Below are 14692 nucleotides of genomic sequence, written 5' to 3' on the forward strand. Positions count from 1 at the left end.
TTGTATGTTATACAACATAGTTATATAGCACTTTTACAATGTCGGGAAAGAAAAATAACACACTTGTTGAGCCAACGATTAAAGATATTCCAAAGCTTTATAACATCCTAAGCGATGAAGAAAAAGCATATCTCATAGATAATCATTCAACAGTTTTTTACAAGAAAGGTGATATTATCTATCAGGAAGGCGAAAAGCCAACTGCACTCTTGTGTTTGGGCAAAGGGAAAGTGAAAATATATAAAGAAGGTGTTAGTAGGAGGGAGCAGATTGTTCGCATGGCTTCGGCACCTGATTTTATTGGCTACAGAGCCTTATTTGCTGAGGAGATGCACATCGCCAGTTCTGAAGTAATTGAACCGTGTACGATCTTTCAGGTACCAAAAAAAGTGATTTATAATCTAATGAAGACCAACCCGTCTTTATCCATGGCTTTTATCAAATCCTTCGCCAGTGAGTTGGGTTTTGCCCGTTATAGAACTGTTACATTAACGCAAAAACATATTCGTGGTCGTTTAGCCGAGAGCTTATGTGTGCTTAAAGACATCTATGGTTTTGAAGAGGATGAACAAACTCTAGCGGTGTATTTGTCGCGAGAAGATTTAGCTAACTTCTCGAACATGACTACTTCCAATGCAATTCGAACGCTCAGCTCTTTTGTTAATGAAAAGGTATTGGCAGTTAATGGGCGTGTCATTAAAATTCTAGATCCCGATATTCTACAACGTATTTCAAGGTTAGGCTAATACTTCATAAGCAAATTTAGCTTGTTTATTGATCGTCAATTATAGGACATTAGTACTAGGCGAATGCATTGATGTTAGGTAAGTATTTCCATGTTAGCAATCACATTGATGTATAATGTACGCTTTCTTCAGTGTAGTCTATTTTATTACAATTGGTATTATGCTACTTTTAGCAATAGTCCACAACATACTCTGTTCGCCTTTACATGCTAACTGCTCTGTACCATCTAGTGGTCTACTACGGCACAACCTCGCTGGGAGCGTAGTTGTACCGATGCAGGTACGATGCGGGTACGAAGAAGACCCGATGGAGAGACGACGAAGCATCGAAGAAGTACCGAAGAAAACTTGGAGTATACCTTATATAAGGCCAAACAACTTATATTAATCTTTACTCAACTTTATGCAAATCTACTAAGCAGTAATTTTCATCATAAAAAACTTCCCAGAACTTTCGAATTCATACGGTTGAAGCTTATTCGTGCTTCAACTACGCTGTTTAGGAGGTTGTACCGATGTAAAATTTTTTTTAGCACGAACGAGCATCATCAAGTAACTTAGACGTCAATATAGAGGGGTAACAGATGTCAATTTCTTTCTTTACTGATTGTGTTAAATTGAAGCCTAGACTTTGAACTTGTATCTGATACTGGTTATGCCCAATCACACCCAACAATTTGATACAAAAAAAGCCCCATAAAGGGGCTTAGTTATTTTTTCACGAAAGCATTACTTATGCCGGGTGAATTGCTTCAGTTGGGCAAACATCTGCACAAGTACCACAATCAGTACATGCTTCAGCATCAATTTTATAGATATCTCCTTCAGAGATAGCATCAACTGGACATTCATCAGGGCAAGTACCACATGCGATGCAGTCTTCATTAATTACGTAAGCCATTTTTTTTTCTTTATTGGTTATTATTACGATGTAAAATTATCTGCTTTTTTAATTAAAAAAAAGTATTCTATTGGAAAGTATTTTATTTTGAAAGGTTATAAATAAGGCAATAAGGTCTTTTATTATTCAATCATCTGTAAAACAGCCGTTTTTAAAGGTGTGCAGGGGTGTTTGTATTAATCACAAGTCATAAATTTAAACGCCAGATAGGCCAATACACCCGCTGCTGTCTCTAAAGAATCCTCGTTTAGGTTGAATTGTGGCGTATGTAAACTGCCTGTTTCGCCTTTTTCTTGTGCTACACCAAAGCGATAGAAGCTACAAGGATACTTCTGTGAATAATAGCCAAAATCTTCTGCTGTCATTCTAATATCCATTATTTCGGTTTGTTCAGCACCAATAAATTCATTTGAAAAACGGATGGCTTTGTCGGTTACTACTTCGTTGTTATGTACTACGGGGTAACCATCTTTAATGTCAATTTCACACTCGGCACCCATGGCCTTGGCAGTATTGTTTGCTATTTCTCTAATCTTATCTTTAATAATAGCGCGCCATTCTTCATTCATGGTACGTAAGGTGCCTGCTATTTCCACCACTTCAGGAATAATGTTAGTAGCACCGTTAGCTATAACTTTACCAAATGATAAAACAGTAGGTATTTGAGCAGGTACAATGCGACTTACCACCTGTTGCAGAGCTACAATAATATGAGAGGCAATCAGTACGTTGTCGGTTAAGGCGTGTGGCATGGCAGCATGTCCTCCTTTTCCTTTAACTGTAATGTATACTTCATCGCCCGACGCCATGTACATACCACTTTTAAACCCAACATGCCCTGTTGCCATACTAGGCAATACATGCTGCCCAAGAATTACTTCAGGTTCATAGCCTTTAAAACAGTCTTCTTCCATCATCAGCTTTGCGCCACCTGGAAAAACCTCCTCAGCTGGTTGGAATAATAATAGAATTGTACCTTCCCATTCTTCTTTAATCTCAGTAAGCACCATGGCTGCACCCAATAAAGCCGCAGTGTGCGCATCATGTCCGCAGGCATGCATCACACCCTCGTTGCGTGATGTAAATTCAAGTTCGCTAGCCTCCTTAATTGGTAAAGCATCCATGTCGGCACGCAGTACAATGGTTCTCTTATCAGGGTTCTTACCCTTTAAATAAGCCATTATGCCTGTTTTAACATAGCCAGCCTGATACGGAATACCCATAGAGTCCAATTGCTTTTGAATATAAGCTGATGTTTGATGCTCTTCAAACGACAATTCTGGATTTTGATGCAGATGTCTTCGAATATCTATTATTTGTTGCAGGTAGTTTTGAGTCAGTTCCTTAATGCGCGCTTTCATGCTAAAGTATCTTAGGTGTAATTTAAAATTACACGACATTTGTTAATTTTTTAAACTATCGTTACAAAGATAACACTTCTTTATTGCTCGCATAAATAAAACAGTAATCAAATACTTTTATTCTAACTCTAAAACAAAGTCTTTAGGAAACAATGTTAGGGTGGTGCCATCAGGTTGTTTTACAGTGATATTTAATTGACTGTGCCCTGTTGTTTGAAAATACAGCAAATCAAATGGATACAAGCCCTTTTTTAGGGCAATCGCACCAAATTCCGTCTTTTTACCGTGGATGCCATCATTATTCACAACCAGTTGCTCATTTAAATACATGGCACTGCCATCATCTGAACTCAAGGCAAATTCATAAATTCCCTTTTGCTTAGCTTCGAAATAGCCATTGAATGCCAGCCCAAAACTTTCGCGATGAATGGTGTCTGGAATGAAGAGATTCTGCAGAGTTCCCTGGTTTTGTGCACTGGAATTTTGAATTTCTTTCACTGTTTTAAAGCGTCCTTTATACAGCAAATAGTCTAAGCCATGTGTTTTCGCTTCATTATTTAGAGGTTTTGCGTACTCAAGTTTATTCAAAGCTACAATGGTGGTTTTGCTTATGTCTCCCGTTGCCTTATCGATAGTAATGGCCTTGATGGTACCAGGCTTATTCACAGAAATTGGGCTAGTGTATAATTCGGAAGTTAGTGTAGGTTCCGAGCCATCTGTGGTATAACGTGTATCATATTTATTGGAGATATTAACAAAGCTTAAGTTTGTTGGCGTAATAAAGTTTAGCTGTTCGTTTTTAACCACGGGCTTAGGTGTTTCGTAAAAATAATTGGCTCCCAACAAATCCAAGCGCGCCAAATGCGATTCTAATTTGCGATTGAAGCAAGCCCAATCCTTCTTATCAATAGACGACCAACTGTTTTCTGCAAAGGCAATTAATCGAGGATATATCATCATCTCTACATGTGCCTCATTGGGCATATATTCTGTCCAGCAATTGGCTTGCATGCCAATTACTGAAGCCTTCTCGTCAGGCGAAAATACATCAGCTAATGGGTTATAAGCATATACATCCCTCATTGGTGTGTAGCCACCAATGGCCAAAGGATGGTTTTGAGGATCAGCCTGATAGTGGTCGAAGTACAAGTGGTTATTTGATGCTTTTACAATTTTATTATTGTTCGCAATTGATTCATGAATACGGGCATCATCATTCCAAACAACCACACAAGCATTCTTTAAGCTTGTATTGTGCATTATTTCATCCCAACCTGCCATGCGCTTCCCAAACTTCTCTGCGATGGTTTGCACACGTTTTATAAAGTAAAGTTCCAGTTGCTGTTCATTCTTCAGGTTTTCCGATTGAATGCGTTGTTGACAATGCTTGCATTCGCGCCAACGAATTTTAGAGCATTCATCACCTCCAATGTGGATGTATTCACTTGGGAATAAATTAGCTACTTCCCCAAGAATGTCTTCTATGATACGGTAAGTACTTTCTTTACCTGGACATATTACATCATCGAAACCACCCCAGTTAGTCGCTACTTCATAGGGTCCTCCGGTGCACCCCAATTGCGGGTAGGCAGCCAAGGCTGCTAGGGAATGAGCAGGAAGTTCAATTTCAGGGATCACAGTTATGTGCCGAGCTTTGGCATAGGCAATGATGTCGCGAACATCTTCCTGAGTATAAAAACCAGAATGTACCTTATTATCATACTGAAAAGGAGGGTTGGCTCCATGGCCTATTAATGTTTTGGCGCGTTTTGAGCCAATACTTGTTAAACGAGGGTATTTTTTTATTTCTAATCGCCAACCCTGATCATCGCTTAAATGCCAATGAAAAACATTGATTTTGTACAAGGCCAGTATATCCAGTTGTTTTTTTATGAAGTCAACAGGATAAAAATGCCGAGCTACATCTAAATTAAATCCTCGGTACTCAAATTGCGGAGAATCTTTTATTTCCAATGCAGGAATTAGCAAATTATTTATCTGTGTTATTTTTTGGTTATCGACATCAACAGGTAACAATTGTCGTAAAGATTGAATGGCATAAAAAAGTCCTGTACAGCTGTTTGCCTTTATATGAACATGACTTTCACTAACCTGCAATTGGTAAGCTTCTTTATGGGGTATTTTTGGAGAAACTTGAAATAAAATATAGTTGTCTGGGGGAGTTTTATCGTTTACTTGTAGTGCATCGCCCAAGATTGGGCTTAGATAATTATTAAAATTTTCAATGGTAGTCAATACTTCCTTGTCAAGCCCCTTATAAATTAGCTGAGTGTTGGTGTTTAGATGAAATTTACCATCGCTCATTTGAATTGATAAGGGCTCCGGAATAATGTTTAAATCTGGATGATGAATGACTTCTGTATCATCACAACCATACATTATAATCGAGCAAAGAAACAAGAGTAATAATTTGGATTTATTCATTGCAACTTTTTATCTGGCATTTAAGTTATTTATTAAGCAATTATTGGTAAAACATAAGCAGGGGCTTATCCTAATTCAATAAAAACTCATATAATTGACCTTTAGAAAGTAAATATGTGCGAAACAAAAATACTTTTTTTTACTTCATAAGCTAGAAAAAGAAAACCGAAACGGAATAAAACAATTCGCTATTAAAAGTCTTTCTATAAAAGAGGCAAATTATATAATCAACGGAGTATTTTTATTTAAAGATTAATAATGGGGGATCATCATCATCACGACCTAAAAGGCAGAAGCCTGATCATCACAATTTTACTTAATATTGCCATCACAATTGTGCAGCTTGTTGGTGCTTTTATCAGCAATAGCTTATCTCTGTTAACCGATGCTTTGCACAACTTCTCTGATGTTATGGCTTTGGTCATTAGTTATATAGCCAACAAACTGTCAAAAAGAGATTATTCGCCAGAAAAATCATTCGGTTACAAAAGAGCAGAGATACTAGCTGCATTTTTTAATGCTACCACCTTATTGCTAATTTCAGCCTATCTTATTTACGAAGCCCTTGAGCGACTGATGACTCAACAGGATCAAGCAATTAATGGGCTCATGGTAACCTATTTGGCTGTATTTAGCATTTTAGCCAATGGCGTTAGTGTTTTGGTGGTAAAAAAACATGCACATAATAACATGAATATGCGTTCGGCCTACCTTCATCTGTTTTCTGATATGCTGTCTTCCATAGCAGTAATGATAGGAGGTTTACTTATGTACTACTACCAACTCAATTGGATAGATGCCATACTGTCGGTATTGATTGCTATTTATTTAATAAGTGCCAGTTGGAAGCTGGTTATTAAAACATTAAGGGTGCTAATGCAATTTACACCTGCCTCAGTTGATATTGTTGATCTTGCTGAAAAGGTGGCAGTTATTAAGGGTGTTGATAATATTCATCACGTTCATGTTTGGCAATTAAACGATGATGAGTTGCACCTCGAAGCTCATATTGATGTAAGTACGAATATGAGTGTTGAAGAAGCGAATGAGTTAATTAAGATCATTAATAAACTGCTTAAAACAGAGTTTGGAATAAGTCATACAACATTGCAACCCGAGTATAAAGTGGATGATAATAAAGGCTTGATTGTGAATGCAACAAACAATCCATAATCATATTTACTTGTTAAAAGGTGATGGCATAGTCCTGTATCATTATAATTATTTATAAATTTGTGAGGCTTAATTAAAAAATCTTGTAACTAATCGTGTTACATACGTAAGTATAGTATAAGGTTTTAGAAGTCAATTCGTATATCAATTAAACTTAACTTAGTAATGAAGAGGTTAATATTTTTATCGATGTGTTTTTGTATTGCTGGTTTTGCAATGCAGGCACAGCATGCTAAACCCAATCTGTCTTTTGAAAAAGTAATACACAATTTTGGTGAGGTAAAGGAAGATGGCGGAACTAAAACCTACGAGTTCAAATTCAAAAATAATGGCGGCCAGCCTTTAGTTGTTCATAATGTAAAGGCTTCGTGTGGTTGTACTACACCGCAATGGACACGCCAACCAATTCCTCCAGGTGGTTCAGGATATGTAAGAGCTATTTTTGACCCTCGCAACCGACCAGGTAACTTTAATAAGACCATCACTGTTTCATCCAATGCACAAAATGCCACCATTATTTTGCGTATTAATGGTAAGGTATTGCCCCGTGAAATGACCATGGAAGATATTTACCCTCGCAACATGGGGTCCATCAGGTTAGAGACATCTCACTTGGCCTTTACCAGTATGACACCTAATAAAAAGAAAGAGGAAAGTATTAAATTCATAAGCACATCAGACAAAGCAGTTAAGTTAAGCTTTTTAAATGTGCCAAAACACATCACCATTAAATGTATTCCAGAACTTGTACAACCTGGTAAAGCGGGCATTATAACGGCAACTTATGATGCAAAAGTGAAAAATGACTGGGGATTTGTGACCGATAACATTTTTGTTATTTTTGATGATGTACGTAACTACAGCAATCGTTTAACTGTGAGTGCATCCATTCAGGAGGATTTTGCATCTTGGGATGAAGAGAAACTAAAAAATGCACCTGTTACAACCATCGAAGAAAAAAACTGGAACTTTGGTGAGATAAAGCAGGGTGATGTTGTTAAGCATGAGTTTAAAGTAAAAAACACAGGCAAAAGTCAATTGATTATCCGTAAAGTGAAAGCTTCGTGTGGTTGTACAGCTATTAGACCTAACAAAACAGTGTTAGCACCGGGTGAAACAACATTGGTGGCTGCAGAGTTTAATTCAAAAGGCAAAGCTGGACGCCAAACTAAGACCGTTAGGATTGTTACTAACGATCCGAAAACAACAACGCATACCCTTATGATTACGGGTAATGTAACAATTAACTAAGATATTATTAGCTAGGGAAACCGGAGAGTTGGCATTGCTTACTCTCCTTTTCTATATATTTAAGGAAGTAGCATGGCCACGAATGATGATCATCATCACATTGAAAATGATCCAAACTATAAAGGATTAAAAGTTAACAAAGGAGTGGAGAGTGCTCCATCGATTAACCCCAACGCCAGTCAACGAATCATTAAGCGTAAGAAACAGCTTTCGGTAGATGATTATGTGAACGGTATATTAAATGGCAATATTACCATTTTGAGTCGCGCCGTTACTATGGTGGAGAGTGCCAAGCCAGAGCATCAGGATATAGCGCAACAGATTATAGAGCGCTGCCTGCCGCATTCGGGAAAAAGCATACGTTTGGGTATTACAGGCGTTCCTGGAGCTGGTAAAAGTACCTTTATTGAGTCAATGGGAATGCACATTATTAAAAATGGTGGTAAACTGGCTGTTCTGGCCATTGATCCGTCCAGTGAGCGTTCAAAAGGAAGTATACTAGGGGATAAAACTCGCATGGAAAAGCTGTCGGGTGAGAATAATGCGTATATTCGACCTTCGCCATCAGCCGGCTCATTGGGTGGTGTGGCACGCAAAACACGCGAAACCATTATATTATGCGAAGCTGCTGGTTTTGATACCATTTTTATTGAAACAGTAGGAGTGGGGCAATCGGAAACAGCCGTTCATTCCATGGTTGATTTTTTCCTATTATTAATGTTGGCAGGTGCTGGCGACGAATTACAGGGAATCAAACGGGGCATAATGGAAATGGCTGATGCCATAACGATTAATAAAGCCGATGGAGAAAATGTGCAAAGAGCTAAGCTGGCCCAAGCAGAGTATCGTAGTGCCTTGCATCTGTTTCCACCTACTAAATCAGGTTGGAAGCCAGAAGTGAAAACATGTTCATCGTTGTATCATCAGGATGTGGATAAGATTTGGGACATGGTTTTAAACTACGTTAAACTAACCAAGGAGAACGGATATTATAACGATAACCGTCGTTCTCAGGCCAAATACTGGATGTATGAAAGTATAAACGAGCAGTTGAAAAATAATTTCTATCATCATCCGTTAGTTAAGGAAGCTCTAACCGTTAATGAGCAACAGGTTTTGAATGATGAAAAAAGTTCATTTATGGCTGCTAAGGACCTGCTTGATAATTATTTTGAGAATATTAAATAGTAATAATACACTTGCCCACCGGGCATTTAATTTTAGACACATGAAACAAGCCATGAGAATAGCTTCTCACACAGGAGTATGATTGATTTTGGCGAGTTCCATGTGACAATAATAAAAAAAATAGAAACACATGAAAAAAGTTTTGTTAGCCATCTTTGGTGTTGCAATGTTGGTTGCTTGTCAGCCAAAATCTTATGAAATTACAGGAACACTCGAAGGTGCTACATCTGAAAGAGTTATTCTAAAGAAAATTAGAAAAGGACAGCCTGTAGATATCGATACCACAGAAATGGTAAACGGTATATTTACTTTTACTGGTAGCGTTGATGCTCCTGAATTATTCTTTGTAAGCGTTGATGGTAAACCTCAGCCTGCCGTATTTTTTGCTTCTAATAGCAAGATTGCTATTACTGGTGATGTAGAAAAATTGTCGGACGTAGAAGTAACAGGATCTGAATTAACAGATATTCTAACGTCTTTTAACGATGGTGTTCCAGGACAAGAGCGCAGTCAGCAACTACAGCAAGAGTATCAAATGGCTTATATGAGCCAGGATAAAGACAAGCAAAAGTTAGTTGAGGAAGAGATGCAGTCGATTATGGAAGATCAGCGCGCTTACTTCAAAAAGTTTGTTGATGATAACGCTAACAACGAATGTGGTTTGTTTTTAGCTATGAACATGGCTCAATCTATGGATTTAGAGCAGTTACGTGAGCTTATTGCTAAATTTGAAACGAACTACCCTGAGCATGTTTATTTTCAGGAGATGAAAGATTTCTTAGCTCCTTTAGAGGAGTATGAAACAGCACAAGCTGCTACAGCTGAAGGTGCAATGGCTCCTGACTTCACACTTCCTGGTGTTGATGGTTCAGATGTTTCATTAAATAGCTTTAAAGGAAAATATGTATTGGTTGATTTCTGGGCTAGCTGGTGTCAGCCTTGTCGTCAGGAAAACCCGAATGTGGTTAAAGCATACGAAGCTTACAATGCCAAAGGTTTTGAAGTTTTGAGTGTGTCAGTTGATCGCGATCAGGCAGCGTGGAAAAAAGCCATTGAAGAAGATGGATTAACATGGACTCAGGTAATTGCTGACGAAGCATCTGGTGTTGCAAAAGTTTATGCTATTCAAAGCATTCCAAGCACTTTCTTATTAGATAAAGAAGGTAAAATCATCGCTAAAAATCTTAGAGGAGAAGCTTTGGAAGCTAAATTAGCTGAATTGCTTAACTAATAAAGCATACAATTAGATATGTAAAAAGTCACCTTTATGGGGTGGCTTTTTTTTATGCACATATTTTGATATCTACATTGGTGCAATTATCTTTAAAACCTCATGTTAAACAACTCAGATCAAACAATTCAATGGTTTGATCTACAAACTTTCAATAAATGAAGAATCTCTTTTTAGTTGCTATTGCTGCTTTGCTTGTGATGGTATCGTGTCAGCCTCAAGCTGAAACCTTTAAATTAACAGGTAAGCTTGAAGGAACAACAGATAAAACAGTTGTAATTAGTATTTATGACAAAAATGGCGTTAATGTATTAGATACATTAACTATTACCGATGGTGTTGTTGACTACACAAGTGATCTAGCTGAGCCTGTATTTGTTATGCTTGGTGAAGCCGGTACGCGATCAACCGTTAACTTTTTTGCTGAAAATGTAAATTATACAATTAATGGTTCACTTGAGAATATTGCAGAAGCTGCAGTAACTGGTGGTGCTGCTTTTAATGTGTATAAAACGGTTAGCGATGCTGCCAAAGAGATCAATATGAAAAGTAATGACTTGAAAAAAGCATACGGTGAAGCTGGTCAGGCTGGTGATACGGCTAAGCAACGAATGATTTACGAAGAGTATGAAGCGAATCAAACTAAATTAGAAGAGATTCAATTAGACGTGGTTAAAGCTAACCCAATGTCTCCAGCTTCTGCTTTTATTGTATCAAATGTTTATCGTAATGGCGCTATTTCTGAAATGAAGGAAGGTTTAGCATTACTTGATGCTAGCTTATCAACTTCTACTTACTACCAAAGTCTGAGTGAAAAAATTGTAAAGCTTGAAGCAGTAGCTGTTGGTCAAATGGCTCCTGATTTTACAATGAATGACCAGGAGGGTAAGCCAATTAGCTTATCTTCATTTAAAGGTAAATACTTATTAATTGATTTTTGGGCTAGCTGGTGTGGACCATGCCGTCGCGAGAATCCACATGTGGTGAAATTATACCAGGAGTTTAATGCTAAAGGTTTTGAAATTTTAGGCGTTTCATTGGATCAAAAACAAGACGCTTGGTTAAAAGCTATTGATGATGATCAATTGACATGGAGCCATGTTTCTGATTTACAGGGATGGGCTAACTCAGCTGCTAAATTATATGCTGTATCAAGCATTCCTCACACAGTTTTATTAGATAAAGAGGGCAAGATCATCGCTAAAAACCTAAGAGGTGATGAGTTGCATGCTAAAGTTGCCGAGTTGTTAAACTAACACTTAGTACACATAATATAATCCAAAGGAGGCCAAAAGCCTCCTTTTTTCATATTAATACTTGATATTTGTCGTTTTATTGCAAACTCTCGGGCCTTATTTTTGTTTAGGTAAATGAGTTTTCATTTTTAAGAAAAAGATTTTATACTTTTGCTATTTGAAACAAGTCTAAATAAAGAAAAAACATAATAAAATGAATTACGATTTAATAGTTATTGGTAGTGGCCCCGGAGGTTACGTTGCAGCAATCAGAGCATCACAACTTGGATTAAAAGTAGCAGTGGTAGAACGTTCTGAATTAGGTGGAATATGCCTTAACTGGGGATGTATTCCAACTAAATCACTTTTAAAAAGTGCCAACGTATTTGAATACTTAAAGCACGCAGCTGATTATGGTATTACAATCAATGGTGAAGCCAGTGCTGACTTTGATGCAATGGTTAAGCGTAGTAGAGGCGTTGCCGAAGGCATGAGTAAAGGAATTCAATACCTATTTAAAAAGAATAAAATTGAGGTTATTCAGGGAACTGGAAAGCTATTAGGCAATAAGCAGGTAGAAGTAACCAACGAAGCAGGAGAGAAGGCTAGCTATAGTGCAGAAAGTATTCTTTTAGCTACCGGAGCACGAAGCAGACAGTTGCCAAACCTACCTCAGGACGGTGAAAAAGTAATTGGTTATCGTAAAGCATTAACTCTTGATAAGCAGCCTGAATCAATGATTGTTGTTGGGTCTGGTGCGATCGGTAGTGAGTTTGCTTATTTCTACAATGCAATCGGCACAAAGGTAACCTTGGTTGAGTATATGCCAAATATTGTACCCGTTGAAGATGAAGATGTATCGAAGCAATTAGGTCGTTCGTTTAAGAAAGCGGGCATCAAGGTTATGACAAAGGCTGAAGTAACGCAAGTTGATACTTCAGGCGATAAGGTGAAGGTCGTGATCAAAACGAAGAAAGGTGAAGAAAATCACGAAGCAGATATTGTATTATCAGCTGTTGGTATTGCGCCTAATCTTGAGAATCTAGGTTTAGAAGAAGTAGGAGTTGAAGTAGAAAATGGTCGTGTTAAAGTTGATGAGTTTTACCAAACTAGCGTAGCGGGGGTTTATGCCATTGGTGATATAGTACCGGGCCAAGCCTTAGCACACGTTGCCTCAGCTGAAGGGATTATTTGTGTAGAGAAAATTGCCGGAGAAAATCCAGAGGCACTAGACTATGGTAATATCCCTGGCTGTACCTATACCTCTCCAGAAGTAGCATCAGTTGGTATGACTGAAAAAGCGGCTAAAGAGGCTGGTTATGAGCTTAAAGTAGGTAAATTTCCATTCTCTGCATCTGGTAAAGCCAGTGCTGCTGGTCACAAAGATGGTTTTGTAAAGTTAATTTTTGATGCCAAATATGGTGAATTACTTGGTGCGCATTTAATTGGTGCTAATGTTACTGAAATGATTGCCGAATTAGTAACGGCTCGTAAGCTCGAAACAACTGGTCATGAATTGATTAAAGCTGTTCATCCGCATCCAACTATGTCGGAAGCGATTATGGAAGCGGCAGCCGCAGCATACGATGAAGTCATCCACATTTAATTATTGGATATAACATACAAAAAATGGCTACTTTAATAGGGTAGCCATTTTTGTGTGTAATAGATTCTATTTTTGCATCCTTATTCCTCTTCAAGATGAGGGAAAGCGATTGTAAAAACACTTCCTTGTCCAACAACACTCTCAACTCTAATTTCTGCCTTGTTTTTATCCAAAAGCTCTTTGCATAAAAGCAAGCCCAAGCCTGTGCCTGGTTCATTGTTGGTTCCGGGTGTGGATATGTTATTGTCGATCTTAAATAAGCGGCTTATTTGCTCTTCAGTCATGCCAATGCCTGTGTCCGTTATTTTTAAGAGGTCAAACTTCTCTTCCTTAGCAGTGGTAATAGTTATCGTACCATCGTCACTGGTATATTTAATAGCATTGGAAAGAATATTCCTTAAAGTCGTTTTAATCATGTTGCTATCTGCACATACCGTTGCTTTAACATCAACCTCATTAACCAGGTTGATTTTTTTATGTGCAATATTATGAGACAACAGCGCTTGTGCTTCATAAACTATTGTAGCCAGGCGCACGGGGGTCACTTGGTGTTTTATTAAGTTGCTTTGCTGTTTCGACCAGTCCAGTAGGTTTCCTAATAAGTCAAGCCCTTGATGAGCCGAATGTTGTATGGTTTTAAGTATCTCTTTTATATTTTGCTTGTCATATTGTGGGTAATCAGCAAGTATTAATTCAATGATTGATGTTTGGGCTGCAAATGGTGATTTTAAATCATGACCAATGATACTAAATAGCTTATCCTTAGTCGCATTAGCCTGAAGTAATTCTTCTTTTTGCTGAAGAATAAGAGCCTTTTGATCGGCAAGCCGTTTGTTTAAGCGTTTTTCTTTTCTGAGTTGTAATATTGCCAGGTCTTTTTTCTGCTTTTCCAAAGCCAGGTTTAACTCCGAACTCTTGCGCAGATTTATGGTGATCAGATGCTTTTGGTTCAAACGACTGATCATTTTCGGGATGCTATATAGAAAATAGCCCATCACTAATAAATAGGCACTCTTGTATATTTGACCCGCCCAATCAGCCGAAGCAACCTTATCCAAAAGCTCTGCTTCGATGAATGGGTACCGCAAAACATAAATCAAGTTAAAGCAGAAAACCGAGAATAGTGCAGAGAAGATAACTAAGCGTTTATCATATCTTAAAACTGATAATAGTATTAAAACAGGATATAAAAACGTTGAAGCGGCTGTTGTAACAGCAATTGGTTTAAATAGCAGCGAGTAGTTAAATATATGTAAGGATAAAATACTGATATCAATGGTAGTAGATAGAAAGCGTATCCAGGTAGCACTCCCAAATTTCCTCAACAAGATATTAATAACCGCATTGTAAAAAATATAAACAGTAGCAAGCAATAGGGAAGTGAGGGCTCTGTCTGTTTCGCCGGTATAATATATATAGCCAATAAAGAGTAGAATGACAGCAATCAGTACCCACCTGAACTTAATAACTTCATGCTCACCCCATACGGCATCTTCTTTAAAAAGATCCTCGGATTTTATGCTGATAGGTTTTTTCATCGGTTAAAGTTGAATAA

General features: G+C 37.8%; 11 protein-coding genes. 7 read left to right on the forward strand and 4 right to left on the reverse strand.

Features of this window, described 5'->3' with window-relative positions:
• Nucleotides 1-38 precede the first annotated feature (38 nt).
• A complete protein-coding gene (locus FNN09_RS10990) occupies nucleotides 39-746 on the forward strand; it encodes a Crp/Fnr family transcriptional regulator (protein WP_143302404.1) in 708 nt (235 codons plus the stop codon).
• A 733-nt stretch (nucleotides 747-1479) separates the two neighbouring features.
• Here FNN09_RS10990 and FNN09_RS10995 read toward each other — a convergent pair.
• The 3 genes from FNN09_RS10995 to FNN09_RS11005 all read right to left on the reverse strand — a co-directional run bounded on the left by FNN09_RS10995 (nucleotide 1480) and on the right by FNN09_RS11005 (nucleotide 5453).
• Nucleotides 1480-1647 carry a DUF362 domain-containing protein gene (locus FNN09_RS10995; protein ID WP_143302405.1) on the reverse strand — a complete coding sequence of 56 codons (168 nt, stop codon included), beginning with the start codon at nucleotides 1645-1647 and terminating at the stop codon, nucleotides 1480-1482.
• Between the two features lie 176 nt (nucleotides 1648-1823).
• The gene (locus tag FNN09_RS11000) at nucleotides 1824-3008 is read right to left on the reverse strand and encodes a M20 family metallopeptidase (RefSeq protein ID WP_255434087.1); all 1185 of its coding nucleotides are present in this window, start codon (nucleotides 3006-3008) and stop codon (nucleotides 1824-1826) included.
• A gap of 117 nt (nucleotides 3009-3125) precedes the next feature.
• Entirely contained in the window at nucleotides 3126-5453 is a 2328-nt protein-coding gene (locus FNN09_RS11005; protein ID WP_143302407.1) for a family 20 glycosylhydrolase, read from the reverse strand.
• Between the two features lie 258 nt (nucleotides 5454-5711).
• On the opposite strand from FNN09_RS11005, the gene FNN09_RS11010 reads away from it, so the two are divergent.
• From FNN09_RS11010 to lpdA, 6 genes are all read left to right on the forward strand, one after another.
• Entirely contained in the window at nucleotides 5712-6626 is a 915-nt protein-coding gene (locus FNN09_RS11010; protein WP_143302408.1) for a cation diffusion facilitator family transporter, read from the forward strand.
• A gap of 165 nt (nucleotides 6627-6791) precedes the next feature.
• The gene (locus FNN09_RS11015; RefSeq protein ID WP_143302409.1) at nucleotides 6792-7877 is read left to right on the forward strand and encodes a DUF1573 domain-containing protein; all 1086 of its coding nucleotides are present in this window, start codon (nucleotides 6792-6794) and stop codon (nucleotides 7875-7877) included.
• Between the two features lie 72 nt (nucleotides 7878-7949).
• Nucleotides 7950-9065, forward strand: a complete 1116-nt coding sequence (gene meaB, locus FNN09_RS11020) for a methylmalonyl Co-A mutase-associated GTPase MeaB (RefSeq protein ID WP_143302410.1) — start codon at nucleotides 7950-7952, stop codon at nucleotides 9063-9065.
• 130 nt (nucleotides 9066-9195) lie between these two features.
• Nucleotides 9196-10296 (forward strand): TlpA disulfide reductase family protein, encoded by a 1101-nt coding sequence (locus FNN09_RS11025; protein ID WP_143302411.1) that lies wholly within the window; start codon nucleotides 9196-9198, stop codon nucleotides 10294-10296.
• Between the two features lie 158 nt (nucleotides 10297-10454).
• Nucleotides 10455-11552 carry a TlpA disulfide reductase family protein gene (locus FNN09_RS11030; protein WP_143302412.1) on the forward strand — a complete coding sequence of 366 codons (1098 nt, stop codon included), beginning with the start codon at nucleotides 10455-10457 and terminating at the stop codon, nucleotides 11550-11552.
• 193 nt (nucleotides 11553-11745) lie between these two features.
• Complete coding sequence (lpdA, locus tag FNN09_RS11035) at nucleotides 11746-13137, forward strand: dihydrolipoyl dehydrogenase (RefSeq protein ID WP_143302413.1); 1392 nt, start codon at nucleotides 11746-11748, stop codon at nucleotides 13135-13137.
• An 80-nt stretch (nucleotides 13138-13217) separates the two neighbouring features.
• On the opposite strand, the gene FNN09_RS11040 is transcribed toward lpdA, so the two are convergent.
• Nucleotides 13218-14675, reverse strand: a complete 1458-nt coding sequence (locus tag FNN09_RS11040; protein WP_143302414.1) for a sensor histidine kinase KdpD — start codon at nucleotides 14673-14675, stop codon at nucleotides 13218-13220.
• Between the last annotated feature and the right edge of the window lie 17 nt (nucleotides 14676-14692).

Source organism: Carboxylicivirga sp. M1479 (assembly GCF_007097485.1).
GTDB lineage: Bacteria > Bacteroidota > Bacteroidia > Bacteroidales > Marinilabiliaceae > Carboxylicivirga.